At 73.8% G+C, this 25,284-nt stretch carries 22 protein-coding genes and 1 other RNA gene; 8 read left to right on the plus strand and 15 right to left on the minus strand.

Annotation, left to right across the window (positions count from 1 at the left end; genetic code table 11):
• Positions 1-20: 20 nt before the first annotated feature.
• From BLT67_RS02665 to BLT67_RS02700, 8 genes are read right to left on the minus strand one after another with little or no spacing between them, the layout of a single operon-like run.
• Positions 21-1,175 (minus strand): glycosyltransferase family 2 protein, encoded by a 1,155-nt coding sequence (locus BLT67_RS02665; RefSeq protein ID WP_092665604.1) that lies wholly within the window; start codon positions 1,173-1,175, stop codon positions 21-23.
• Positions 1,172-2,734, minus strand: a complete 1,563-nt coding sequence (locus BLT67_RS02670) for a lipopolysaccharide biosynthesis protein (protein ID WP_092665605.1) — start codon at positions 2,732-2,734, stop codon at positions 1,172-1,174. The genes BLT67_RS02665 and BLT67_RS02670 overlap by 4 nt, the downstream gene beginning before the upstream one ends.
• A gap of 47 nt (positions 2,735-2,781) precedes the next feature.
• Positions 2,782-5,049, minus strand: coding sequence for a glycosyltransferase family protein (locus BLT67_RS02675; protein ID WP_092665606.1), 2,268 nt, complete (start codon positions 5,047-5,049; stop codon positions 2,782-2,784).
• A gap of 1 nt (position 5,050) precedes the next feature.
• On the minus strand, positions 5,051-6,178 hold the full coding sequence (locus BLT67_RS02680) for a DegT/DnrJ/EryC1/StrS family aminotransferase (protein ID WP_092665607.1): 1,128 nt from the start codon (positions 6,176-6,178) through the stop codon (positions 5,051-5,053).
• Complete coding sequence (locus BLT67_RS02685; RefSeq protein ID WP_092665608.1) at positions 6,175-6,801, minus strand: NeuD/PglB/VioB family sugar acetyltransferase; 627 nt, start codon at positions 6,799-6,801, stop codon at positions 6,175-6,177. The genes BLT67_RS02680 and BLT67_RS02685 overlap by 4 nt, the downstream gene beginning before the upstream one ends.
• Positions 6,798-7,919, minus strand: a complete 1,122-nt coding sequence (locus BLT67_RS02690) for a DegT/DnrJ/EryC1/StrS family aminotransferase (protein ID WP_092667480.1) — start codon at positions 7,917-7,919, stop codon at positions 6,798-6,800. The genes BLT67_RS02685 and BLT67_RS02690 overlap by 4 nt, the downstream gene beginning before the upstream one ends.
• Positions 7,920-7,936: 17 nt before the next feature.
• Positions 7,937-8,932 carry an NAD-dependent epimerase/dehydratase family protein gene (locus BLT67_RS02695; RefSeq protein WP_092665609.1) on the minus strand — a complete coding sequence of 332 codons (996 nt, stop codon included), beginning with the start codon at positions 8,930-8,932 and terminating at the stop codon, positions 7,937-7,939.
• Positions 8,929-10,044: a Gfo/Idh/MocA family protein gene (locus BLT67_RS02700; protein WP_092665610.1), complete on the minus strand. Its 1,116-nt coding sequence runs from the start codon at positions 10,042-10,044 to the stop codon at positions 8,929-8,931. The genes BLT67_RS02695 and BLT67_RS02700 overlap by 4 nt, the downstream gene beginning before the upstream one ends.
• Positions 10,045-10,259: 215 nt before the next feature.
• Between BLT67_RS02700 and BLT67_RS02705 the strand changes: the two genes are divergently transcribed.
• The gene (locus BLT67_RS02705) at positions 10,260-10,856 is read left to right on the plus strand and encodes an acyltransferase (RefSeq protein WP_092665611.1); all 597 of its coding nucleotides are present in this window, start codon (positions 10,260-10,262) and stop codon (positions 10,854-10,856) included.
• 12 nt (positions 10,857-10,868) lie between these two features.
• On the opposite strand, the gene BLT67_RS02710 is transcribed toward BLT67_RS02705, so the two are convergent.
• Positions 10,869-12,371, minus strand: a complete 1,503-nt coding sequence (locus BLT67_RS02710; protein ID WP_092665612.1) for a helix-turn-helix domain-containing protein — start codon at positions 12,369-12,371, stop codon at positions 10,869-10,871.
• A gap of 140 nt (positions 12,372-12,511) precedes the next feature.
• Between BLT67_RS02710 and aceA the strand changes: the two genes are divergently transcribed.
• Complete coding sequence (aceA, locus tag BLT67_RS02715; RefSeq protein ID WP_092665613.1) at positions 12,512-13,831, plus strand: isocitrate lyase; 1,320 nt, start codon at positions 12,512-12,514, stop codon at positions 13,829-13,831.
• Positions 13,832-13,872: 41 nt separating this feature from the next.
• Positions 13,873-15,579: a malate synthase A gene (gene aceB, locus BLT67_RS02720; RefSeq protein WP_092665614.1), complete on the plus strand. Its 1,707-nt coding sequence runs from the start codon at positions 13,873-13,875 to the stop codon at positions 15,577-15,579.
• 77 nt (positions 15,580-15,656) lie between these two features.
• Here the strand turns inward: aceB and BLT67_RS02725 are convergent, their stop codons facing one another.
• Both BLT67_RS02725 and BLT67_RS02730 read right to left on the minus strand, forming a co-directional pair.
• Entirely contained in the window at positions 15,657-15,914 is a 258-nt protein-coding gene (locus BLT67_RS02725; RefSeq protein WP_092665615.1) for a zf-HC2 domain-containing protein, read from the minus strand.
• A complete protein-coding gene (locus BLT67_RS02730; protein ID WP_092665616.1) occupies positions 15,911-16,531 on the minus strand; it encodes a sigma-70 family RNA polymerase sigma factor in 621 nt (206 codons plus the stop codon). The genes BLT67_RS02725 and BLT67_RS02730 overlap by 4 nt, the downstream gene beginning before the upstream one ends.
• A gap of 95 nt (positions 16,532-16,626) precedes the next feature.
• Here BLT67_RS02730 and aroA point away from each other — a divergent pair, with 95 nt between their 5' ends.
• The 3 genes from aroA to BLT67_RS02745 are packed head-to-tail and all read left to right on the plus strand — an operon-like array spanning position 16,627 to position 19,802.
• A complete protein-coding gene (gene aroA / locus BLT67_RS02735) occupies positions 16,627-17,952 on the plus strand; it encodes a 3-phosphoshikimate 1-carboxyvinyltransferase (protein ID WP_092665617.1) in 1,326 nt (441 codons plus the stop codon).
• A gap of 3 nt (positions 17,953-17,955) precedes the next feature.
• A complete protein-coding gene (rsgA, locus tag BLT67_RS02740) occupies positions 17,956-18,996 on the plus strand; it encodes a ribosome small subunit-dependent GTPase A (protein ID WP_092665618.1) in 1,041 nt (346 codons plus the stop codon).
• Between the two features lie 20 nt (positions 18,997-19,016).
• Positions 19,017-19,802: an inositol monophosphatase family protein gene (locus BLT67_RS02745; RefSeq protein WP_231945549.1), complete on the plus strand. Its 786-nt coding sequence runs from the start codon at positions 19,017-19,019 to the stop codon at positions 19,800-19,802.
• Between the two features lie 20 nt (positions 19,803-19,822).
• Here the strand turns inward: BLT67_RS02745 and BLT67_RS02750 are convergent, their stop codons facing one another.
• Positions 19,823-20,299, minus strand: a complete 477-nt coding sequence (locus BLT67_RS02750; protein WP_092665619.1) for a VOC family protein — start codon at positions 20,297-20,299, stop codon at positions 19,823-19,825.
• Positions 20,300-20,360: 61 nt separating this feature from the next.
• Here BLT67_RS02750 and BLT67_RS13500 point away from each other — a divergent pair, with 61 nt between their 5' ends.
• Together BLT67_RS13500 and BLT67_RS02755 are read left to right on the plus strand one after the other, a co-directional pair.
• A complete protein-coding gene (locus BLT67_RS13500; RefSeq protein ID WP_172801963.1) occupies positions 20,361-20,651 on the plus strand; it encodes a rhodanese-like domain-containing protein in 291 nt (96 codons plus the stop codon).
• Positions 20,652-20,665: 14 nt separating this feature from the next.
• On the plus strand, positions 20,666-22,282 hold the full coding sequence (locus tag BLT67_RS02755) for a CYTH and CHAD domain-containing protein (protein ID WP_172801964.1): 1,617 nt from the start codon (positions 20,666-20,668) through the stop codon (positions 22,280-22,282).
• Position 22,283: 1 nt separating this feature from the next.
• On the opposite strand, the gene BLT67_RS02760 is transcribed toward BLT67_RS02755, so the two are convergent.
• The 3 genes from BLT67_RS02760 to BLT67_RS02770 all read right to left on the minus strand — a co-directional run bounded on the left by BLT67_RS02760 (position 22,284) and on the right by BLT67_RS02770 (position 25,254).
• Positions 22,284-23,654: an aldehyde dehydrogenase family protein gene (locus tag BLT67_RS02760; protein ID WP_092665621.1), complete on the minus strand. Its 1,371-nt coding sequence runs from the start codon at positions 23,652-23,654 to the stop codon at positions 22,284-22,286.
• 93 nt (positions 23,655-23,747) lie between these two features.
• Positions 23,748-24,118: a transfer-messenger RNA gene (gene ssrA / locus BLT67_RS02765) on the minus strand.
• Between the two features lie 107 nt (positions 24,119-24,225).
• Positions 24,226-25,254, minus strand: a complete 1,029-nt coding sequence (locus tag BLT67_RS02770) for an ATP-dependent 6-phosphofructokinase (RefSeq protein WP_092665622.1) — start codon at positions 25,252-25,254, stop codon at positions 24,226-24,228.
• Between the last annotated feature and the right edge of the window lie 30 nt (positions 25,255-25,284).

The raw sequence follows: 25,284 nt of genomic DNA on the forward strand, positions 1-25,284 counted from the left end.
GCGCTCCCCGTGCCGCGATCTCAGACACCCGACACCATCCATCGTGCGTAGTAGGCCTCGTGGCGCAGCCGCCGCGCGAGCCGCCGCAGCGGCGCACCCGCGGTCACGAGCGCGCGCGCCGGGCGGCGCAGCCTCCGCGCAGCGCGCGACGACGCGACCGTCGGATGCACGGCGAGCGCGAACTCGGTGAGGGGCGCGTGCACGCTCGCCGCGCGGCCGCGGTCGGCTGCGGCGGACGCGAAGCGCAGAGCGTCGTGGGCGAGCGCTCGGCGCGCGAGCTCCTGGAGCCTCGCGCGGAGCGCGGGATCCGCGACGTGGCGCAACGCGGCGTCGAAGGCGTCGCGCCGCGCCCCGAGGTCGACGAGCAGCCCCGATCCGTGGGTCTCGCTCATGCTCGAGGGGTGCTCGCGGTGCAGCGCCTGATCGGCGCCGCCCACGTAGCCGATGTCGGCGACCGCCGCGATGCGCAGCGAGAGCTCGAAGTCCGGCGCGTACGGGATCGCCGGGTCCATCGGGCCCAGCTCGGCGAGCAGCGAGGAGCGGAGCACCATCTCGGGGTTCGTGATCGCGCTCACCCCGAGCCTGCACCGCTCCTCGAGCCAGTCGTCGCCGCGCCATCGGGTCCACGTGATCGTCCCGGCGCGGGCGGGCGGCGGATCGGCCGAGGCGAAGTGTCGGGGATGGCCGTACGCGAGGCCCACCGACGGGTGCGCCTCGAGCAGCGCCGCGGCGCGCGCGAGCGCGTTCGGCGCGAGGAGGTCGTCGGCGTCGAGCTTGACGACGTAGGCGCCGGTCGACTCGCTCCAGCCCCGGTTGAACGAGACGACGTGCCCGACGTTCGTCGGGTTCCGGATGAGCCGGACCTCGGGATGGCGGCGGCTCAGGGCGGCGGCCACGTCGGCGCTGTCGTCGGTCGACCGGTCGTCGACGACGATGACCTCGACGCGCACGCCCTCCTGCTGGAGCGCCGACTCGACGGCCGCGGGGAGGTATCGCGCGTAGTCGTAGCACGGGACGACGACCGAGACGAGGACGTCTCCCGCCGGCGCGAGGGCCGACGCCGGCGTCGTCGTCGCGCGGAGCGCGCCCGGCCAGCGCCTCGCGACGAGCGGCAGCACGCGCCCGCCGACCGCGTGCCGCTCCTGGAGCGCTCGCACCCGCTCCTGCATCGTCATCGGTCGGCCCTCCGCTCCTGCCCGCGCCGCACGGCAGCCCGCCGGAGGATGCCGGCGGCGTCACGCACGACGTCGCGCGCGCCCACCGCAGTCACGGCCGCGTGGCCGACCAGGACCGCCGCGCCGATCGCGAGGAGGGCGAGGATGGTTGGAGCGCCTGCCGCGAGCACCCCGGCGCCCCAGCCGGCGGCCCCGCTGACCGCGACGACCGCGACGAGGTAGGTGCAGGGGCCCGCGACGACGCCCACGCTCGTCTCGAGCGCGCGCGCGACGAGGAACCAGCGGACGACGGTCGCGAGGACTGCGACGCCGAGGAAGCCCCACGCGATCGCGACGAGGCCCCACTGCGCGGCGACGATCGTGGTCGCGAGCGTGAGCGCATCGATCACGACGGCGTACACGAGCCACGTCCCGGGCCGCCCGAGCCCGTAGAACAGGCCGTGATCCAGCCATGCTCCGAGGGCGAGGACGCTCGCGACCGCGAGCACCTGCGCGGGCGCGACGCTCGCGGTCCACTGGTCGCCGAAGAGCAGGGGGACGAGCTGCGGTGCGCCGACGGCGATGACGACCATCGGCAGCGAGAGGGCGGCGTAGGTGAGCCGGAGCGCCCGGAGGTAGGCGCTGCGCAGGCGCGCCGAGGAGTCGCGGATCTTGGCGAAGGCGACGTTCGTCACCGGCACGATGGCGCTTCCCGTGAGCTCCTGCACGATCTGGACGAGCCGCTGCGCGATGGTCATCGAGCCGAGCGCCGCGACGCCGAGCGTGCGGGAGATCACGGCTGCCTCCCCCGACGCGCGCAGCATCGCCACGAGCTCGACGCTCAGCACCTGCGAGCCGAAGCCGGCCATGCGGCGGAACTCCTCCCGCGAGAAGGCGAGCGTCGGTCGCCACTTCGCCGCGTGCCACGCGAGGGCCGTGGTGACGGCGCACGCGACGAGCGACTGCGCGACGAGCGCGGCGACGCCCAGCCCCGCGAGGGCCATCGCCACCGCGACGACCTGCGCGACGACCGCGCCGATCGCGCCCTGCGCCGCGATCGCGCGGAAGCGCATCGCGCGGCGCAGCATCGCGGACGGCACCGAGCCGACGGCCGTGAGCACCACCCACGCCGAGAGCACCTGCAGCACCGGCACGACGCGATCGTCGGAGAACGCGAGGCCGAACAGCGGCGCCGTCGCGACGAGCACCCCGCTCAGCACGGCACCCGCGGTGAGCGAGAACCAGAAGGCCGTGCTGAGCATCCGCTGGTCCGCCTCCTGCACCTGCACGATGTAGGCCGCGAAGCCGAGGTCGGCGAGCAGGTAGAAGAAGGGCAGCACGACGCCCGCCGCGGCGACGGTACCGAAGTCCTCGGGCGCGAGCAGGCGCGCGAGCAGGACGATGGTGGCGAACCCGAAGATGCGGATGACCCACTTCTGCAGCGTCATCCAGACGATCCCGGACGCGGCGCGGCCCCCGATCGCCGGTGGCTGGAGCGTGCCCGCGATGGGCGCGTCGGGCAGCCCTGCATCCTCGACGACTGCCTCCGGCCTCGGCGCCTCCGGCACGAGCCTACGCATGCCGGGGAACGTGCGGCCCTCGTGCGCCGGCCGGACCCTCCCCCGCGTCACCGTTCCACCGCCAGATCGCCGACGCGCACCGGGACTCGGGCGCGATCGTCGCGGGCCGGCCGTCGCTCCCAGACGGCTGCCTCCGCCGCGGGCAGGACAGCGCGAAGCCGCGTGGCCAGCGCCTCGGATGCCGGGCTCCAGTCGTCGCGGGCGCGCAGCCGTCGCTCCGCGTCCGTCTCCGGGGCTCCGCCCGGCACGACGACGACGATGCGCGTGCTCGCGAGGTCGGCGAGCTCGAGGTGCCCCATGCCCGCGCGCGTCGTCACCACCATCGACGTGCCCCACGAGGGCACGCTCCGCAGGACGGCACGCTCGACGCCTGACCGATGACCCCATGGCACGAATCCATCCCGCGCGGGGCCGCTCACCGCGCGGCCGAGCCGCACGATCTCGAGCGGCCAGGGATCGCGGGAGCCGAGCGCCTCGATGCGCCGTGCGATGCCGTCGTCGACCATCAGGAGGAGGACGGCGTCGATGGGACGCCCCTCGAGCACCTGGAAGAGCGACGCGCGGTCGGGCGGCGCGTCGCGCCCCAGCAGCGCGGCAGCCTCGCGCGTCGCGCGGCGGCGGGCGCGCGCGAGCAGGTGGCGGGCGGCAGCCGCGGCGCCGCGGCCGCGCGAGGCGGACGTGCGCCCTGCGCGCGCCCCGACGGACTGCGCGGTCGCACGCGTCGGGTCGGGCATCGCCGCGACCCGGGCGGCGGTCTCGTCGCGGCCGCACGCGGCGAGGTCATCGACGAGCGCCCGCTGCCACTCGTCCCACGGCTCGGCCCCGAAGCCCGAGTGCACCGAGCGGTGCCGCGGGCGATCTGCGGGCTCGGGTGCCGTGCCTCCGAGCGCACGGATCACCGCGCGCATGCGATCGAGCTCGGGATGGCGCACGCCGGGGTGCGCTGCCGCGTGCTCGACGGCAGCGCGGAGGTCGGCCCCGCAGAGCGCGACGCGGCTCTGCCATGCCTGCTCGACGGGATCGGGGTGGGATGCCCCGTGGGTCCGCACGACGATCGCCGCGGAGTGCTCGAGGAGCGCAGAGGCCAAGGGCGGCCGGCCGAGCCGCACCGCACTGCGTGCGAGGCCGAGCGCTGCTTCGGGCTCGAAGTGCAGGTTGAGGACCTGCGCGAAGCGGTCGGCGGCCCTCGCGGGCAGGCCCGCTTCGAGGAGCGCGTCGCCCGAGCGCAGGAGCCGTCGGTCGACGCCGGGACGCGCGACGGCGCTCACCGGGCGGGCACCGCTGAGCGGATCGTGCGCGAGGCTGCCGAAGAGGTCGGGCTGCACGATGCGTGCACCCGGGGCACCACGGTGCAGCTCATACCACTGGCGGATCTGGTCGCGGTGCTCGATCGAGTGCCGCTCATGGGCGAGCCTCGTGCCTGCTGCCGCGATCTCAGCCAGCTCGTCGGGGTGCTCGAGGAGGTAGGCGACCTTGTCGGCGGCATCCGACGCGTCGGCGAACACGCAGCTGACCATGTCGACGAAGCCCGCCGCTTCGACGACGGGCGTGCGCTCGGTCAGCAGCAGCGCGCCCGACGCGGGGATCTCGAGGTGCTTGCGCACGAGCTCCTCCGCGATCGTGCCGCACGTCGGCACGATGAGCGCGGCGCTCAGCGTGCGCGCGTAGGCCTCGCCTGCGGGCATCGCGGCGGCAGCCTCGCGGTCGAACCAGCCGCTGTGCTGCATCGTCGTGACCGGGAACCGCTCGCGCAGCGCCCCGTCGACGCGCACGCGCCAGGGGTAGTTCGTCTCGCGGCTGCCGCTCAGCAGGATCGACCGGCTCTTCCCACCCGGATAGGGGTGGAAGATCCGCCGGTCGGCGAAGTTGGGCCAGACGAAGGTGCGGTCGGCGATATCGGGGGTGTAGCCGGAGGCTGACGTCGCGATCGTGAAGAACGTCTCGACGCCCCAGTCGTCCATGTCGGCGAGGAAGACCGACCGGGTCGGGCAGTACCCGTCGGCGTTCAGCAGGCCGAGCTTCGGGATCCCGGGATGGCGGTGCGTGTTGGCGATCGCCCGACCCCTTCGCGCGTACACCCCTGACTCGAAGAGCGCGAGATCCGGCTGCAGGCGGTCGACGACCTCGTCGTAGTCGGCGTCGCGGTCGATGACGTGCACGTCGAACCACTGCTCCAGGCAGCGCACGTGATCGCGCAGGTGCCCGGCGATGAAGTCCGGGAGCGTCGGGTCGGCGAAGCGGAAGAAGACCAGGCGCGGCTTCGGGCCGGCCCAGTCGCGCGGCGCTCGGCCGGCCGGCGCGTCGATGGTCGGCATCTCAGGACCTCGCGCTCGCGCCGACCGATGCGCCCTGCAGCGCGCGGGCCACGCGGCCCTGCTGCTGCTCGGTGAGGTGCGGGAACATCGGCAGCGACAGGATGCGGTCGGCCGCGGCCTCGGCGACCGGGAGCTGCCCGCGCCGGTACCCGAGCCACGCGTAGGCCTCGGTGAGGTGCACGGGGGTCGGGTAGTGGATGCCGACGCCGATCCCGGCCTCGGTGAGCTCCGCGAGCACCCGGTCGCGGTCGTCGACGCGCACGACGTAGAGGTGCCAGACGTCGTCGTTGCCCGTCCGGACGGCTGGGAGCCGCACGGCGTCGACGTCGCCGAGCAGCGCGGCGTAGCGCCCCGCGGCGGTGCGCCGCATCGCGTTCCAGCGGTCGAGCCGGCGCAGCTTCGCCCGCAGCACCGCCGCCTGCACCGCGTCGAGGCGCGCGTTCATGCCGACGCGGTCGTGCACGTACTTGACGCTGCTGCCGTGGCCGCCGAGGCTCCGCACGGTGCGGGCGATCTCGGGGTCGTCGGTCATGACCGCGCCCGCGTCGCCCGCGGCCCCGAGGTTCTTGCCCGGGTAGAAGCTCGTCGCGGCGACCCGCCCGAGCGTCCCCGCGCGGCCTGCCGGGCCCGCTGCGCCCTGCGCCTGCGCCGCATCCTCGACCACGGGGATGCCGTGGCGCGCGGCGATCGGCGCGATCCGCTCCATCGGCGCCGTCTGGCCGAAGAGGTCGACGGGCACGATCGCCGCCGTGCGCGGCGTGATCGCGGCCTCGACCGCCTCGGGGTCGATGAGCAGGCACGCGTCGTCGACGTCGACGAGCACGGGGACGGCGCCGATGCGCGAAGCAGCCTCTGCCGTCGCGATGAACGTGTTCGCCGGCATGATGACCTCGTCGCGGGGGCCGACCCCGACCGCCCGCATCGCGAGCTCAAGGGCGTCGGTGCCGTTCGAGACTCCCACGACGTGGCCGACGCCGAAGTAGTCGCCGAGCTCGCGCTCGAAGGCGTCGACCTCGGGGCCGCCGATGAAGCCCCCGGTCTCGAGGAGGCGCCGCCAGACGGGCAGCACCTCGCTCGCGATCTCGGCCTGCTGGGCGGCGAGATCGACGAACGGCACCGCGGCGGTCATGCCCGCACCTCGAGCGCCCTGGCGGGCACGCCGACCCACGTCTCCCCCGCGGGCACGTCGCGCAGCACCGCCGCGGCCATGCCGATGGTCGCCTCGGTGCCGATCCGCACGCCTTGGCGCACCGACGAGAGCATGCCGAGGTAGGCGGCCTCGCCGACCGCGACGCCGCCGCCGAGCGCCACGCCCGCCGCGAGCGTCGCGAAGTCCTCGAGCACGCCGTCGTGCGTGACGGTGCAGCCCGGCATGACCACGACGTGGTCGCCGATGCTGGCATCCGCGGTCACGACCACCCCGTCGAGCAGGATGCTGCCGGCTCCGACGACGCTCGTCGTCCCGATCCGCGCGGAGCCGGCGACGTAGGTCGCGAAGCGTCCACGAGCGACGCCGAGCGCGGCGAGGCGGCCGACGACGTCGCGCCGCGACCTGCTGGCGCCGATGCACACGAGCAGCCGCTCCGAGCGCCCGCGGGCGGCCTCGATGCCGCCGAGGACGGGCACGCCCCCGACCGTCGTCCCGTGGAGCGCCACGTCGTCGTCGAGGATGCCCGCGGCCCGCTCGAGGCCGCTCGCGAGCACCTCGCGCGCGAGCCCGCTCGCGCCGATGAGCAGCACCGCCTCGCTCATCCCGCACCTCCCGGCGAGCGCAGCACGTCGATCACGCGCTGCTGCTCGGCCTCGGTGAGCTGGTGGTAGACGGGCAGGATGAGCGTGCGGTCGTGCAGGCGATCGGTCTCGGGCAGCCCCGCCGCCGGCGTGCGGGAGCGGTACGGCGGCTGGCGGTGGGCGGCCATGATGCCGCGCCGGGCCGAGATGTCGGCGCTCGCGAGCGCGACGAGCAGCCCGTCGCGGTCGGTCGGGTAGCCGTCGCCCACCTCGATCCAGAAGGACTGGAAGTTGCTCGTCCCGTGCTCGGGATCGGCGACGGCCCGCAGCCCCGGGATGCCGGCGATCTCGGCCTGGTAGCGCTCGGCGATCGCACGGCGCCGTGCGACGATCTCGGGCAGCCGGGCGAGCTGCACGAGCCCGACGGCCGCCTGCAGGTCGGTCATGCGGAAGTTGAAGCCGATCTCGGTGTACTGCTCGGCAGGCGCGAGGACGGATGCGTGGCGGTCGGCGGCCGAGACCGACATCGCGTGCTCCCGCAGCCGCCGGGCGCGCGCCGCCCAGTCCTCGCGCCGGGTCGTGAGCATGCCGCCCTCCCCCGTCGTGAGCAGCTTGCGGGGGTGGAACGACCAGGCGGTCAGCTCTGCCCCTGCGCCGACCGGCCGGCCCCGGTACGTCGATCCCGCGCCGCACGCGGCATCCTCGACGACCACGATGCCGAGCGGGTCGGTGACGGCGCGGATTCCGTCGAGGTCGACGGGCACGCCGCCCTGGTCGACCGCGATGACGGCGCGCGTCGCGGGCGTGAGCGCCTGCTCGACCGTGTGCGCGGTGACGTTGCCCGTCTCGGCATCGACGTCGGCGAAGACCGGCTCGGCGCCGACGTAGCGCACCGCGTTCGTCGTCGCGATGAACGACAGCGACGGCACGACGACGTCGTCGCCCTCGCCGATGCCCGCGACGGTGAGCGCGAGGTGGAGGGCGGTCGTGCAGCTGCTCGTCGCGACGGCGAACGGCGCGAGCATCGCTGCCGCGAAGCGCTCCTCGAACCGCGCGACCCTCGGGCCCTGCGCGACCCATCCGCTCGCGATGACCTCGGCGAGCGCATCGGCCTCCTCCTGCCCGAGCCACGGCAGCATGACGTTGATCCGATCGCTCACGCCGCCACCTCCCGGCGGGCGGCGGCGATCTCGTCCCGCAGCGGCCGCCACCACTCGACGAGGCGCCGCAGCCCCTCCTCGAGGCCGATCGACGCCTCGAACCCGAGGTCGCGCCGCGCGGCGGTCGTGTCGCCGAGCCGCCGCTGCACGCCGTTGACGGCGCGCTCGGGCCCGTGCTCGACGGCGAGGTCGGATCCCATGACCCGCAGGAGCGCCTGCGCGAGCTCGAGCAGGCTCGTCTCCTGGCCGCTCGCGACGTTGTAGTCGCCGTCGGCGACATCGCTCGCAGCCGCGAGCACGTTGGCGCGCGCCACATCGGGCACGCACACGAAGTCCATCGTCTGGGTGCCGTCGCCGAAGATGAGCGGCGGCTTGCCGTCGTCGATCCGCTCCATCCACCGCACGAGCACCTCGGTGTAGAGGCCGTGCACGTCCATGCGCGGCCCGTAGACGTTGAAGTAGCGGAGGATGACGTAGTCGAGGCCCTGCATCGCGCGGAAGCTGCGGATGAGTCCCTCGTTGAACGACTTGGCCGCCCCGTAGAGCGTGTCGTTGTTGTGGTGGTGGTGCCGCTCGGGCGTCGGGAAGGCCTCGGCGAGGCCGAACACCGACGCGCTCGAAGCGGCGATGAGCTTGCCGACCCGATGCCGCGCGGCGGACTCGACGACGTTGAAGGTGCCGTCGACCAGCACCTCGAGGGCGAGCCGCGGCTCCTCGGCGCACTGCGTGATGCGGATCGCGGCCTGGTGCAGCACGAGGTCCTTGCCCGCGGTGAGGTCGTCGACGAGGCCGGGGTCGCGGATGTCGCCCTCGACGAGGCGCACGCGGCCCGTCGCGAGGGCGTCGTCGAGGTTGGCGCGGCGGCCCCGCACGAGGCTGTCGAGCACGTCGATGCGAGCGACGCCGGCGTCGAGCAGCTGGTCGACGACGGTCGAGCCGACGGTGCCGGCGCCGCCGGTGACGAGCGCGGTCGCGCCCTCGAGCCGGGTCATCGGGCCGCCCCCTCCTCGAGCGCGCGCTCGCGCGCAGGCTGCGGCGCGCCGGCTGCCGCGAGGCTCGCCGTGGCCGCTTCGAGCACCGAGAGGACGCGGAGGCCGGCCTCTCCGTCCGTGCGCGGGGCGCGGTGCTCCCCGATGGCCGCCGCGAGCTCCGTCACGACGCCCGCGAGCGCCTCGTGCTCCGGGAGCGCCGGCGCCCACGTGTCCCCGAGCCGGTACGAGACCCTCGCGGCGCGCGGGTCGGGCGCGGTGCCGCGCGAGACGGAGGCGATGTCGACGCCGCGGTCGTAGACGCTCACCCGCTGCTGCGGGTTGAGGTCGTCCCACACGAGCGTGCGCTCCGTGCCGCCGATCACCATCTGCCGGATCTTCGTCGGGCTGAGCCAGTTGACGTGGATGTGCGCCATCGCGCCGCAGCCGAGCGGCATCGCGAGGTAGCCCACGCACGACTTGCCGGTGCCGAGCGGATCGGAGCCGTGCGCCGAGACCGAGACGACGTCGAGCCCGCCGGGGAGCACGAAGTCCATGATCGAGAGGTCGTGGGGCGCGAGGTCCCAGAAGACGTCGACGTCGGGCTGCACGAGGCCGAGGTTGATGCGCACGCTGTCGACGAAGAGGATGTCGCCGAGCACGCCCTGCTCGATGAGCTCCCGGATCTTCAGGACCGCGGGGGTGTAGCAGTACGTGTGGTCGGCCATGAGCACGAGGCCCCGGCTCCGCGCGGCCTCCACCATCTCGAGCCCGCGGGCGCGGGTGTCGGCGAGCGGCTTCTCCACCATGACGTGCTTGCCGGCCTCGAGCGCCGCGAGCGCGATCGCGTGGTGCGTGCGCGCCGGGGTCGCGATCGCGACGGCGTCGATCGTCGGGTCCGCGAGCACCGCCGCGAGGTCGGAGTCCACGGGCGCGCCGCCGACGCGATCGGCGACCCGCTGCGCGCGCTCGAGATCGAGGTCGCAGATCGAGGCGAGCTCCCACGCCGCGCTCGCGCGGAAGTTGCGGGCGAGGTTCGGCCCCCAGTACCCGGCACCGATGACGGCGACCCGCAGCGGGGCAGGGGGCACCGCTCGGTCCCGCGCCGACCCGCCGTCGGCGATGCGGCCCTCCATCATGTCCCGCCAGCTTCCCGAAGGCGTCACGGGCGCCGCACCCGCGGATTCGCTCCGCGGAGGACGACGGTGCTGCGCACATCCCCTGGGGTCGGGCATCCTCGCCTTCGGAGGGAATGTAACGCCGTCCGGAAGCCGTGTGAGCGTGCTGCGCTGCACCTGGCAGGATCCTGAGCAACGCCGTCAGTCGGCGCTGATCGAGCAAGGAGGTTTCGATGTCCGACCAACCCGTGGTCCAAGCATCCGCCGATGTCGCCGACGACGCGCAGCTGGGTGCGCGAACGCGCGTGTGGCACCTCGCGCAGGTGCGCGAGGGCGCCCGGCTCGGCGCCGACTGCACCATCGGGCGCGGCGCGTACGTCGGGCCGGGCGTCGTGATCGGCAGCGCGTGCAAGCTGCAGAACTACGCGCTCGTCTATGAGCCTGCGCGGCTCGGCGACGGCGTCTTCATCGGCCCGGGCGCCGTCCTCACGAACGACGAGTTCCCGCGCGCCGCCACGCCCGGTCTGCGCGTCAAGGGCGCCGAGGACTGGACGGCGGTGGGCGTGACGATCGGCGACGGCGCCTCGATCGGCGCCCGCGCGGTCTGCGTGGCGCCCGTCGCGATCGGCCGGTGGGCGCTCGTCGCGGCCGGCGCGGTCGTGACGAAGGACGTGCCCGACCACGCGCTCGTCGTCGGCGTGCCCGCGCGGCGCATCGGCTGGGTCGGGCGCGCCGGCGTGCCCCTCACCCGGGACGGCGACGGATGGGTGTGCCCGGCCTCGGGCGAGCGCTACCGCGAGGAGGACGACGCGCTCGAGCTCATCGGCTGATCGGGGCGCGCGTCACTCGCGTGACGCGAGGAAGCTGTAGACCTCGGTCTCGTCGACGCCGGGGAACGCGCCCGGCGGGAGCGCTGCGAGCAGGTGGGAGTGCGCCCGCGCGCTCGGCCACGCCTGCCCCGCCCACTCGGAGGCGAGGCCGGCCGGCGGGATCCGGCAGCACGTGGGATCCGGGCAGCGCGACACGGAGCGCTCCTTCGTCCCGCGGCCCCGGAACCAGCGCGCGTGCGAGAACGGCACGCCGATGGAGAGCGAGAACTCCCCCGTGGCGCTGCGCTCGGTCATCGCCGTGCACCAGAAGGTGCCCGCCGGGGTCTCGGTGTACTGCTCGAAGGCGTTGACCTTGTCGGCGACGTCGAAGACCTCGCGGCTCGTCCAGTGCTTGCAGACCGGCTGGCCCTCGATCGCGCCGGTGTGGTCGGCGGGGAAGGTCACGCCGTCGTTCTCGTAGGCCTTGTAGATGATCCCCGACTCGTGCACCTTCTGGAAGTGCAGCGGGATGCCGAGGTGCACGGTCGCGAGGTTCGTCAGCCGGTGCGCCGCGGCCTCGTACGAGACCGCGAACGCATCGCGCAGGTCCTCGACCGCGAGCTGCCGCTCGCGCTTGGCCGCATCGAGGAACTCGACCGCGGTGCGCTCGGGCATGAGGAGGGCCGCTGCGAAGTAGTTCGTCTCGATGCGCTGCCGCAGGAACGCGCCGTAGTCGGCCGGCACCGAATGGCCGAGCACGTGGTGGCCGAGCGCCTGCAGCAGCACCGAGCGGGGGTCGTGGCCCGTGCGGCTCGAGCGCGAGAGGTAGATGCGCTTGCGCTTGTAGTCCATGACCGACCGCGTCGAGTGCGGCAGGTCGCCCACGTGGTGCACCGAGAAGCCGAGCCGCTCGGTGATGGCGGCGATGAGGTGCTGCGACAGGGGCCCCGCGTGGTATCCGACCTTCGCGAGCATCGCCGCCGCCTCGGCCTCGATCTCGGGGAAGTGGTTGTCGCGCGCGCGCATCTCGGCGCGCAGCTGCGTGTTGGCCCGGCGGGCCTCCTCGGGCGTCGCGACGCGCTCCTCCGCGACGCGGTCGAGCTCGTCGACGAGGGCGAGCATCGTCTCGAGCACGTCGTCGGGCGTGCGCGGCCCGATCCGCATCGTCGGCAGGCGCTTCTGCTGCCACGTCGACGACTGCATCGCGCGCTCGAGCCGCAGCTCCATCGCGGCCCTGCGCGATGGCGGCGCGGTGCCCGTGAGCTGCTCGAGGCTCACGCCGTAGAGCGCCGAGAGCTGCTGCAGCTGCGAGAAGCGCGCCTCGCGCTTGCCGTTCTCGAAGCCCGAGAGCTGCGACGGGGCGAGGCCGATCGCCTCGTGCACGGCGTCGAGGGTGAGGCCCGCCTGCTTGCGCGCGTGCCGCAGCGCCTTGCCGAGCTGCAGCGCGTCGACCGGCGCGGGCTCGGGCGCCGACCGCGCGGGGCGGTCCCACGGGGCGGATGCGCTGCCGGCGGCGGGGGCGGGACGCGTCGTCATGGGAGCACCATACGGCAGTTCTGCGCAGGTTGGCAGAACTGCAGAACTTCACCGGTGAATCCGCCTGACTCGGCGCACTTCTGCACGCAGAGTGGTGGACACGACCCCCGCCGAGGACGGCGACGAACGAGGAGGACACCATGACCGAGCAGCACGACGCGACGCAGCAGGACCTGCAGGGTGCGCTGGCGACCGAGGCAGCCGAGCTGGAGCTCGAGTGGGCGGCTGACGCCCGCTGGACGGGCGTGAAGCGCGACTACTCCGCCGCCGATGTCGTCCGCCTCCGCGGCTCGGTCGTCGAGGAGCACACCCTCGCGCGCCGTGGGGCCGAGCGGCTCTTCGAGCGCCTGCACGCCGACGAGACGCCGGTGCGCGCCCTCGGCGCGCTCACGGGCAACCAGGCCGTGCAGCAGGTGCGCGCGGGCCTCGAGGCGATCTACCTCTCGGGCTGGCAGGTCGCGGCCGACGCGAACCTGTCGGGCCAGACCTACCCCGACCAGTCGCTCTACCCGGCCAACTCGGTGCCGGCGGTCGTGCGCCGCATCAACAACGCCCTCATGCGCGCCGACCAGATCGAGCGGAGCGAGGGCAAGCAGACCGTCGCCGACTGGATCGCCCCGATCGTCGCCGACGCCGAGGCCGGCTTCGGCGGCCCGCTCAACGCCTTCGAGCTCATGCGCGGCATGATCACCGCGGGCGCGGCGGGCGTGCACTGGGAGGACCAGCTCGCGAGCGAGAAGAAGTGCGGCCACCTCGGCGGCAAGGTGCTCATCCCCACGCAGCAGCACGTGCGCACGCTCAACGCCGCGCGCCTCGCGGCCGACGTCGAGAACGTGCCGAGCGTCATCATCGCCCGCACCGACGCCGAGGCGGCGACGCTGCTCACGAGCGACGTCGACGAGCGCGACCAGCCGTTCCTGACCGGCGGCCGCACGAGCGAGGGCTTCTACGAGGTGCGCAACGGCATCGAGCCCTGCATCGCCCGAGGCCGCGCCTACGCCGAGTACGCCGACCTGCTCTGGATGGAGACCGGCAAGCCCGACCTCGAGGTCGCCCGCGCCTTCGCCGAGGGCATCAAGAGCGAGTTCCCCGACCAGCTGCTCGCCTACAACTGCTCGCCGTCGTTCAACTGGAAGAAGCACCTCGACGACGCCGACATCGCGAAGTTCCAGCGCGAGCTGGGCGCGATGGGCTTCCGCTTCCAGTTCATCACGCTCGCCGGCTTCCACGCGCTCAACCACTCGATGTTCGACCTCGCCAAGGGCTACGCCGAGCAGCACATGACCGCGTACGTCGACCTGCAGGAGCGCGAGTTCGCCGCCGAGGCGAGCGGCTACACCGCGACGAAGCACCAGCGCGAGGTCGGCACCGGCTGGTTCGACCTGGTCGCGACCGCCCTCAACCCGAACTCGGGCACCCTCGCCCTCGCCGGCTCGACCGAGTCCGAGCAGTTCCACTGATCCGCCGCTGATCCGCACCGCACCGAAGGAGGAAGACGATCATGCACGACCGCATCCGCATCACCGCACACGCCGAGGGCCAGGAGCGCGTCCTCACCGACGACGCCCTCCGGTTCGTGCTCGAGCTGCACGACGCGTTCGAGTGCACGCGCCAGCAGCTGCTGCAGGAGCGCCGCAAGCGCCGTGCGGCCTTCGCCGACGGCGACTCGCCCCGCTTCCTCGAGGCGACCCGGCGCATCCGCGAGGACGCGAGCTGGCGGGTCGCCCCGCCGGCGCCCGGCCTCGAGGACCGGCGGGTCGAGATCACCGGCCCGATCGAGCGGAAGATGACGATCAACGCGCTCAACTCGGGCGCGAAGGTGTGGCTCGCCGACTGCGAGGACGCCTCGAGCCCGCTGTGGCGCAACGTCATCGCGAGCCAGGTCAACCTCCAGGATGCGATCCGCGAGCGCATCGAGTACACGAGCCCCGAGGGCAAGGAGTACCGGGTCACGGCGACCGAGACGCCGACGATCGTCGTGCGGCCCCGCGGCTGGCACCTCGACGAGCACCGCATCCTCATCGACGGCAAGCCGGTCTCGGGCGCGCTCGTCGACTTCGGGCTGCACATGTTCCACAACGCCGAGGAGCTCCTCGCCCGCGGCTCGGGCCCCTACTTCTACCTGCCGAAGCTCGAGGGCCACCTCGAGGCGCGGCTGTGGAACGACGTGTTCCGGATGGCGCAGCAGCTGCTCGTCATCCCGCAGGGCACGATCCGCGCCACGGTGCTCATCGAGACGATCACCGCCGCGTTCGAGATGGAGGAGATCCTCTACGAGCTGCGCGAGCACTCGGCGGGGCTCAACGCCGGCCGCTGGGACTACCTGTTCTCGATGATCAAGGCGTTCCGCCTCCGCGGCCCGGAGTTCGTGCTGCCGGACCGCTCGCAGCTGACGATGACGGCGCCGTTCATGCGCGCCTACACCGAGCAGCTCGTGCGGGCGTGCCACCGCCGCGGGGCGCACGCGATCGGCGGGATGGCGGCGTTCGTGCCGAGCGCGAAGGACCCGGAGGCGACCGAGCGGGCGCTCACAGCGGTCGCGAGCGACAAGTCGCGCGAGGCCGGCGACGGCTTCGACGGCTCGTGGGTCGCCCACCCGGGGCTCGTGGCGACGTGCCGCGAGGCGTTCGACGCGGTGCTCGGCGAGCGGCCGAACCAGATCGAGCGCACCCGCGAGGACGTGCCGGTCGACGGGGACGCACTCATCGACCTCTCCACCACGGAGGGCGAGATCACCGACGAGGGGCTGCGCTCCAACATCGAGGTCGGCATCCGCTACATGGAGGCGTGGCTGCGCGGCCACGGCGCCGTCGCGATCCACTCCCTGATGGAGGACGCGGCGACCGCCGAGATCTCGCGCTCGCAGGTGTGGCAGTGGATCCACAACGAGTCGGTCACGAGCGACGGCCGCACGGTGACGCGCGAGCGCTGCTTGGGCGTCGTCGACGAGCTCGACCGCTCGTTCGAGCGCGCGGAGGGCAACCGCTTCCGCGAGGCGATCGCGCTCTTCCGCGAGATCGCGCTCGAGGAGACCTACCCGGCGTTCCTGACGCTCGCGGGCACCGAGCGCTACCTCGCCGAGGGTGTCGAGCGGGCCACGACCGGCCCGATCCCGGTCGCGGATGCGTCGGCGGCCGCCGACGAGGAGGGCGCGGCCGAGCCGGAGGGCGCGGCCGACGAAGCGGCGGAGGCGCGCGCCGCAGCCTGAGCCGGCGAGCCCGGGAGCGCACGAAGGCGGGACCCATGCGGGTCCCGCCTTCGTCGTGGGATCAGGGGATCAGGCGATCAGCTGTGCTGGTCGCGCGCGGCGCGCAGGCTCGCGAGCAGGCGCTCGCGCAGCTCCTCCGGCGCGCGGTCCTTGCACGCGCCCTGGAGCGCCGCGGTGAGCATCTCGCCCACGTGGTGCTCGGCCGAGCACTCCTCGCAGGTCGCGAGGTGGGCGCGCACGTCGGCGGCGTCCTCGGCGCGCAGCTCGTTGTGGAGGTACTCCTCCAGGGCTGCCCTCGCCTCGGTGCAGCTCTTCTTGGCTTCAACCGTGCTCACGGCTTCTTCTCCTTCGTGGTGCTCTCCGGCACGTCGATGCCCTGCTCGCGCGCGTAGTCGGCCAGCAGCCCGCGCAGCAGCTTCCGGCCGCGATGCAGGCGGCTCATGACGGTGCCGACGGGGGTCTCCATGACCTCGGCGGTCTCGGCGTAGCTGAGGCCCTCGACGTCGACCCAGTAGACCGCCATGCGGAAGTCCACGGGCACCTGCTGCAGCGCATCCTTCACGATCCCGGACGGCATCCGGTGGATCGCCTCCGCCTCGGCGCTGCGCGTCGTCGTGGAGGAGACCGACTCGGCGTCGCCGATCTGCCACTCCTCCATGTCGTCGAGCGCCGCCTCGTACGGGCGTCGCTGCTGCTTGCGATAGGTGTTGATGTAGGTGTTGGTCTGGATGCGGTAGAGCCAGGCGCGCAGGTTGGTGCCGGGCTTGAACGAGCCGTAGGCCGCGTAGGCCTTCAGCAGCGTCTCCTGCACGAGGTCGGCAGCATCGGCGGGGTTGCGGGTCATGCGCATCGCCGCCGCGTAGAGCTGGTCTGCGTACTGCATCGCCTGCTCGGCGAAGTCGTCGCGGCGCGCGGCGCCCGTCTCGTCGGCCTGGGCCTCGTCACTGGTCATCGCGGCAGAGTCTAGTGTCGCGGCGCGCGCGTCGATCGTCGCAGTGGCCACCGGCACCTCCTCCTCCTCGCATCCCGACCGATAGATTGCAACCGATGAGCCACGCCGATCATTCCCGCCCCTGGACCGCACCCACCGCATCCGCCCGCCTCGACGCGCGCGTGCAGCTGCCGGGGTCGAAGAGCCTGACGAACCGGGCGCTGCTGCTCGCGGCGCTCGCCGACGGGCCGTCGACGCTGCACCGGCCGCTGCGCAGCCGCGACGCGACGATCATGGTCGAGGGGCTGCGCACGCTCGGGGCGGGCATCCGCGAGGCGCCGGGCGACGGCGCGTTCGGCCCCGACCTCGTGATCGAGCCCGGCCCCGTCGTCGGCGGCGGGCACGTCGACTGCGGCCTCGCGGGCACCGCGATGCGCTTCCTGCCGTTCGTCGCGGCGCTCGGCGACGGACCCGTCTCGTTCGACGGCGACCCGCACGCGCGGCTCCGGCCGATGGACCAGGTCGTGGAGGCGCTGCGTGCGCTGGGCGTGCGCGTCGACGCCGACGAGCCGAGGCTGCCGTTCACGGTGCTCGGCGCCGGCGGCGTGCGCGGGGGCGAGCTGACGATCGACGCGAGCGCCTCGAGCCAGTTCGTCTCGGCGCTGCTGCTCGCGGCGCCGCGCTTCGACGAGGGCATCACGCTGCGCCACGAGGGCGAGCGGCTGCCGTCGATCCCGCACATCGAGATGACGCTCGACGCGCTGCGCCGGCGCGGGGTCGACGCCGCAGCGACGGGCGAGGCGACGTGGCGGGTCGAGCCGGGCCCGATCGCGGCGCTCGACGAGCAGATCGAGCCCGACCTCTCGAACGCCGCGCCGTTCCTCGCCGCCGTCGTCGCGGTGGGCGGCCGGGTCGTGCTCGACGGCTGGCCGCTCCAGACCACCCAGGTGGGGCGCATGCTGCCCGAGCTGCTGCACGCCTTCGGCGCCACGAGCCGCGTCTCGCGCGGCACGCTCATCGTCGAGGCGAGCGGCGGCCCGATCCCCGGCGCGACGCTCGACATGCACGCGGCGGGCGAGCTCTCCCCCACGATCGTCGCGCTCGGCGCGCTCGCGACGGCGCCCGTCGAGGTGACCGGCATCGGCCACACGCGCGGGCACGAGACCGACCGGATCCGCGCGCTCGTCGACGACATCACCGCGCTCGGCGGCACCGCGATCGAGCTGCCCGACGGCATCCGCATCGAGCCCGCACCGCTCGCGGGCGGCCCGTGGGGCGCCTACGACGACCACCGCATCGCCACCGCAGGCGCCGTGATCGGCCTGCGCGTGCCCGGCGTCGAGGTGGACGACATCGCCGCCACGGCGAAGACCATCCCCGAGTTCCCCGAGCTGTGGGCGGCGATGCTCGCCGGCCGCGACCTCGACCCGGCGCAGGGCTGACGCGTGAGCTGGCTCGGCGACTACGACGACCCGTACGACGAGTACGACGAGACCAGCGTGCGCGAGCGGCCGAACCCCAAGGCCAACCGCCCCCGCACCAAGCAGCGGCCCGAGCACGAGGATGCGGTGACGGGCATCGTCACCGGCGTCGATCGGGGGCGCTACCGGCTCGCGGTGCGGGTCGGCGAGCCCGACGAGGCGGTCGTGACCGCCGCGCGGGCGCGGGAGCTGCGCAAGCAGTCGATCGTCGCGGGCGACCGGGTCGACGTGGTGGGCGACACGAGCGGCGAGACGGGCTCGCTCGCCCGCATCGTGCGGATCCAACCGCGCACGACGGTGCTGCGACGCTCGGCCGACGACGCCGATCTCGTCGAGCGCGTGATCGTGGCGAACGCCGACGTCATGCTCATGGTGGTCGCCTCCGCCGACCCGCCGCCGCGCGCCGGCATGGTCAACCGCTTCCTCGTCGCGGCCTACGACGCCGGCATCCACCCGGTGCTCGTCATGACGAAGACGGATGTCGCCGACCCGGCGCCGTTCCTCGCGGCCTTCGAGGGGCTCGGCATCGAGGTGTGGCGCTCGTCGATCGACGACCCGCCGGTCGAGGCGCTGCGCGAGCGGCTCGACGGCCTCACGACGGTGGCGGTCGGCCACTCGGGCGTCGGCAAGTCGACGCTCGTGAACGCGCTCGTGCCGAGCGCGGGGCGCGCCGTCGGTCACGTCAACGCGGTCACGGGCCGCGGCCGCCACACGTCGTCATCGACGGTGTCGTTCCGGCTCGGCGACGGCTGGATCATCGACACCCCCGGCGTGCGCTCCTTCGGCCTCGGCCACGTCGCGACCGCGAACGTGCTGCGCGGCTTCCCCGACCTCGCGGAGGTCGCCGAGGACTGCCCGCGCGGGTGCACCCATCTCGCCACCGAGGAGTACTGCGAGCTCGCCGCTGCGGCCGCGGACGGCCGGCTGGAGCCTCGCCGCGTCGACTCGATGCAGCGACTGCTCGGCACGCTCGTGGCCGCCCGCGCCGAGCGCCACGAGGAGTAGCCGCGCCGTACGCTGGAGCGGTGAGCAGCTACGACGACGACCTTGCCCTCGCCCTGCGGCTGGCCGATGACGCCGACGCCATCTCGATGGCGCGCTTCGGCGCGCAGGACCTCGAGATCGCGACGAAGCCCGACACGACGTTCGTGACCGACGCCGACCGCGCGGTCGAGCGCCGCATCCGTGACGTGCTCGAGGCCGAGCGCCCCGACGACGCGATCTTCGGCGAGGAGTACGGCACGTCGGGCGACGCGCGCCGGCAGTGGGTCATCGACCCGATCGACGGCACCGCGCACTTCCTCCGGGGCGCGCCCATCTGGGCGACGCTCATCGCGCTCGTCGTCGACGGTCGCCCGGTCGTGGGCGTCGTCTCCTCCCCCGCGCTCGGCGCCCGCTGGTGGGCAGCGGCCGGCGGCGGCGCGTGGAAGCGGACGCCCGCCGACGATGCGCCGCAGCCCATCCGCGTCTCGGGCGTCGCCGACCTCGCCGAGTCGGCGCTGTCGTACAACTCCATCCAGGGCTGGGACGGCGCGGGCCGGATCGACCAGCTGGTCGCCCTGCAGCGCGACGTGTGGCGCGCGCGCTCCTACGGCGACGCGTGGAGCTACATGCTGCTCGCCGAGGGCAAGGTGGATGCGGTCGCCGAGTTCGACCTGCAGCCCTACGACATGGCGGCGCTCGTGCCGGTGATCGAGGAGGCGGGCGGCACGTTCACGGCGGTGACCGGCGAGGCGGGCCCGTGGCACGGCTCGGCGCTCGCGACGAACGGCCACCTGCACGCGCAGCTGCTCGAGCGCCTCGCGCGCTGAGTGGCGCCTGGCCGCGCGGCTCAGCCCGCCGCGGCGGCCTCGAGCGCGGCGACGTCGAGCTTGCGCATGCCGAGCATCGCCCGCGTGACCGCCATGCCGTTCGGCCCCTGCATGAGCTCGCCGAGCTGCTTGGGGATGACCTGCCACGAGACGCCGTAGCGGTCGCGGCACCACCCGCACATCGACTCCTCGCCGCCGTCGGCGACGAGCGCATCCCACAGCCGGTCGACCTCTGCCTGCCCGTCGACGGTCACCGCGATCGACACCGCCTCCGACTGCGGGAACTGCGGGCCGCCGTTCAGCAGCTGGTACGGCACGCCGCTGAGGTGCAGGTCGACGGTGAGCGCCTCGCCCGGCCGGTGCTCGCCCGGCCACGGGTCGTCGCCATCGGGATAGCGGGTGATGCCGGTGATCGCCGAGCCCGGCACGAGCGAGACGTAGCGCTCGGCGGCCTCCTCGATCCGGCCGTCGAACCAGAGCACGGTGCGCACATCCATGGGCGCCATGATGCCTGGGCGCACGCGCGTCCGGTAGGCCCGGCTTCGGTAGCCTCGATGCATGCGAGACGTCACCCCCGCCGAGGTCCAGGACCGCCCGCTCGTCGACGTGCGCGAGCCGCACGAGTGGCAGCTCGGCCACGCCGAGGGCGCGCTGCACATCCCGATGGGCGAGATCGTCGAGCGCCTCGACGAGGTCCCCGACGGCGCGGCCGTCATCTGCCGCTCGGGTGCGCGCAGCGCGCAGGTCGTCGCCTACCTCGAGCAGCAGGGGCGCGACGCGGTCAACGTCGCGGGCGGCACGCTCGCGTGGGCCGCCGACGGGCGCCCCATGACCGGCACGGTCGTCTGACCGGGCGCGCAGCCGTGCCGCAGCCGTCGCAGCCCGACTCGGTGGCGCCCGGCACGGTGGTGCCCGGCGCGGTGGCGTCCGGCGCGGTGGTGCCCGGCACGGTGACGCCCGGCACGGTGGCGCGCGAGCGCGAGATCGAGGTGAAGCTCGAGGCGGATGCGGCTGCCGCGCTCCCGCCGCTCGCCGCGGTCCCCGGGGTCGCGAGCGTCGATCCGCCCCGCGAGCTGCGGCTCGAGGCGACCTACCTCGACACCGAGGACGGCGCGCTCGCCGCCGCAGGCATCGTGCTGCGGCGCCGCACGGGCGGCGACGACGCGGGCTGGCACGTCAAGATCGCCGTCGACGCGCAGCACCGCGAGGAGCTGCAGCTGCCGCTCGGCGACGCCGACGCGGTGCCCGAGGCGCTGCAGGATGCCGTGGCCCTGGCAGCCCGGGGGCGCGAGCTCGTGCCCGTCGCGCGCATCGCGACCCTGCGCACGGTGCATCGGCTGCGCGACGCCGCCGGTCGCGAGCTCGTCGAGGTCGCCGACGACCGCGTGACCGCCGAGGGGCTCGGCGCGGCAGCGGGCACGCGCGATGCGTGGCGCGAGTGGGAGGCGGAGCTCGTCGACGGCGAGCCGCAGCAGCTCGACGCGGTCGTCGCGAGCCTTCGGGATGCCGGCGGCCATGCACCCGCGGCCGCGGCGAAGCTCACGCGGCTGCTGCCCGCGATGGCGCCCGCCGCCGTCCCCTCGGTCGAGGTAGGCCCCGACAGCCCCGCGCACGCGCTCGTCGGGCCGCGGCTGCAGCGGCTCGTCGCGAGCCTGCGCACGCTCGATCCGCTCGTGCGCGCAGACGTCGAGGAGGCGGTGCACCGGATGCGCGTCGAGGTGCGACGGCTGCGCGGCCTCCTCGCGACCGCCCGTCCCCTGCTCGAGCGGGAGCGCACCGAGCCCCTGCGCGCCGAGCTCGGGTGGCTCGGCCGCGCGCTCGGCGAGGCGCGCGATCTCGAGGTGCAGCGCCGGCGCCTGGCCGAGCAGCTGGCGAGCGAGCCCGGCGAGCAAGTGATCGGGCCCGTCGCCGCGCGCATCGATGCCGCCCTCGCTGCCGAGCGCCGCGATGCGCACGCGCTCGTGCTCGAGGCCATGCGCTCGAGCCGATACTTCGCGCTGATGGACGCGCTCGCGGCACTCGCCGAGGCGCCGCGATGGACGCCCCGGGCGGCGGGCGCCGTGCACGACGTGCTCGCCCCGCGCATCCGCCGCGACCTGCGCCGCATGCGCCGCCGGCTCGCGCGCGCCGACGAGGCGACGGGAGCCGAGCGCGAGGCGAGGCTGCACGCCGCCCGCCGTGCCGTGAAGCGCGTGCGCTACGCGGCCGAGCTCGCCGAGCCCGCCTACGGCGAACCCGCCGCGCTGCTCGCCGGCGCCGCGCAGGAGCTGCAGACGCTGCTCGGCGACGTGCAGGATGCGGTCGTCGCGCGCGCGGTGCTGCGGCGGCTGGCGATGCCGGCGCACCTCGCCGGCGAGAGCGCCTTCACCTACGGCCTGCTCCACGCTCGCGCGCAGGCCGCCGCGGACGCGGCGATCGCCCGGCTCGAGCCCGTGCGGGCCCGGGCCGAGCGATCGAGGCTGCGTCGCTGGCTGCGCTGAGTCAGGGTCGGACGACGAGCTTCTTGTTCATGAACTCCTCCATGCCGTGCGGCCCGAGCTCGCGGCCGAAGCCCGAGCGCTTGGTGCCGCCGAAGGGCATGTCGTAGTCCTCGGCGCCGGCGTCGTTGATCGCGACCATGCCGGCGTCGATGCGGTCGGCGATCGCGAGCGCGAGCTCGGGGTCGTTGCACCACACGCGCGCGCCGAGGCCGAACGGGGTGTCGTTCGCGATGCGCACGGCGTCGTCGACGTCCTTCGCGCGGTAGACGGTGCCGATGGGCCCGAAGAGCTCCTCGCGGTACGCACCCATCTGCTCGGTCACACCGCCGAGCAGCGCGGGCCGCACGCGCGTGTCGCCCGACTCCTCGACGGAGCCCGCGAGCACCTGCGCGCCCTCGCCGAGCGCCGACTGCACCTGCGAGCGCAGCCGGTCCGCGGCGGCCTGCGACGAGAGGGCGCCGACGGCTGCGTCCTCGTCCTCCGCCTCGCCCACCGGCAGGTCCGCGATCGCGGCGCCGAGCTTCTGCGAGAACTCGTCGTAGAGCTCGTCGATCACGATGAAGCGCTTCGAGGCGTTGCATGCCTGGCCGGAGTTCTCCATGCGCGCGTCGAGCGCCGACTGCACCACCGCATCCATGTCGTCGGCCGAGAGCACGACGAAGGGGTCGCTGCCGCCGAGCTCGAGCACGACCTTCTTGAGGTTGCGGCCCGCGACCTCGGCGACCGCCGCGCCTGCGCGCTCGGAGCCGGTGAGCGAGACGCCGCGCACGCGCGGGTCGGGGATGACGATCTCGGCGATCTGCTCGTTGGTCGCGAAGATGTTCTCGTACGCACCCTCGGGCAGGCCCGCCTCGGCGAGGATCTCGGCGATCGTCGTCGCCGACCACGGGCACTGCGGCGCGTGCTTGAGCAGCACGGTGTTGCCGAGGATGAGGTTGGGGAACGCGAAGCGCGCCACCTGGTAGTAGGGGTAGTTCCACGGCATGATGCCGAGGATCACGCCCTGCGACGACTTCACGACGCGCGCGTCGGCGCCGGAGTTCGTGGTCAGCACCTCGTCGGCGAGGAAGGCCTCGGCGTTGTCGACGTAGTACTGGATGATGTCGGCCGAGAACTCGGCCTCGCCCACGCCCTGCGCGAGCGGCTTGCCCATCTCGGTGCGGATGATCTCGGCGAGCTCGCGGCTGCGCTCGGCGAACGCCGCTGCCGCTCTGCCGATGATCGCGGCGCGCTCGGCCAGCGGCGTGGACGACCACGTGCCGTAGGCCGTCTGCGCCCGCTCGATCGCGGCGCGGATCTCGTCGTCGGTCGCCGTCGGATACTCCTTGACGACCTGGCCGGTGTAGGGATCGGTGACCCGGTACTCGCTCACGCTGCTGCCTCCTCGCAGTTCAGGACGGCATCAGCCTACCCAAGCGGAGCGAGGAATTGATCACTTGGTCAACAACGTGCGACTCGCGGCCGATGGTGGAGATGGGGGGAATCGAACCCCCGTCCAACGCTCGGACCGTGCGGCTTCTCCGGGTGCAGCTCAGGCGTGGCGTTCTGCTCGGCTCCGACCTTTGTCCTGAGCACCTAGGTCGACGAGCCCAGTCACAGAGAAAGTCCCGCGATGCCCTGTGACGCAGCATCGCAGCAAGCCCTCAAGATGACGCCAGGGTCCGGAGCGAGGGCGTCTCCGGTCTGACGGACTTCAGGCTCGCTTAGGCAGCGAGGGCGAAGTCGGTGCGCTTTGCGTTGGCACCTATGGGTTTGCAGGGGGCGTTGAAGAGATGACCCTGCATCCTCTACCCGCTTCCCGCAGCGACTGAGGCGCTGTCGAAACCGATCATCCCCGTGCTGGGTCGCGAGTCGCACGCTGTTGAGTTGCCAAGTGCCGGCCGAGGCCAGCCCATCATGCTACCGCGTGGGGGCTCCGCGGGCAACGCCCGCTCCCCGCGGCCTCAGCCGAAGAGCCGCTCGGCCTCGCGGTAGCGGTGCTCGGGCACGCGCTTGAGGTCGCCGAGCGCCTCCGCCATCCGCACGCGCACGATGTCGGTGCCGCGCAGCGACACCATCGAGCCCCACGCGCGGTCGACGATCGCGTCGATCGCCGCGAGGCCGAAGCGGGTCGCGAGCACGCGGTCGGCGCCCGAGGGCGCGCCGCCCCGCTGGATGTGCCCCAGCACCGTCGCGCGCGACTCGATGCCGGTGCGCTCCTCGATCATGGGCGCGAGCACCTCGCCGATGCCGCCGAGCCGCGGGCGGCCCCACGCATCGAGCCCCTTGCGGGAGTACTCCTCCTCCATCCCCTCGAGCCTGAAGCCCTCCGAGACGACGACGAGCGGCGCTCGACGGCGGTCGTAGACCGACTGCACGTACTCGCAGATCCACTCGATCGACCGCGGCTGCTCGGGGATGAGGGTGACGTGCGCGCCGGTCGCGATGCCGGTGTGGAGCGCGATCCAGCCGACGTGGCGGCCCATGACCTCGAGCACCATGCAGCGCATGTGCGAATCGCCCGTGGTGCGGAGCCGGTCGCCGGCCTCGGTCGCGATCTGCACCGCGGTGTCGAAGCCGAACGTGTAGTCGGTCGCATCGAGGTCGTTGTCGATCGTCTTCGGCACGCCCACGATCGGCAGCCCGTCGTCGGCGAGCCGGTTCGCGGCCGCGAGGGTGCCCTCGCCGCCGATCACCATGACCGCGTCGATGCCGAGGCGCTCGAGCGTCTCGGAGATCGCGGCGGCGCCGCCGCCCTCCCCCTCGTACGGGTTCGTGCGGCTCGTGCCGAGGATCGTGCCGCCGATGCGGGAGGTGCCGCGCACGCTCGAGCGGTTGAGCACGCGCACGTCGCCCTCCTTGAGGCCGCGGTAGCCGTCGCGGATGCCGACGAACTCGAGGCCGTGGTGCACCATGCCCGTGAGCACGGCAGCGCGGATGACGGCGTTCAGCCCTGGGCAGTCGCCGCCGGAGGTGAGGATCCCGACTCGCATATCGCCTTCCGCCGGTCGGTCCTGGGTGAA

Origin of the sequence: Agrococcus carbonis (assembly GCF_900104705.1) — a bacterium.
GTDB classification, from domain to species: Bacteria; Actinomycetota; Actinomycetes; order Actinomycetales; family Microbacteriaceae; genus Agrococcus; species Agrococcus carbonis.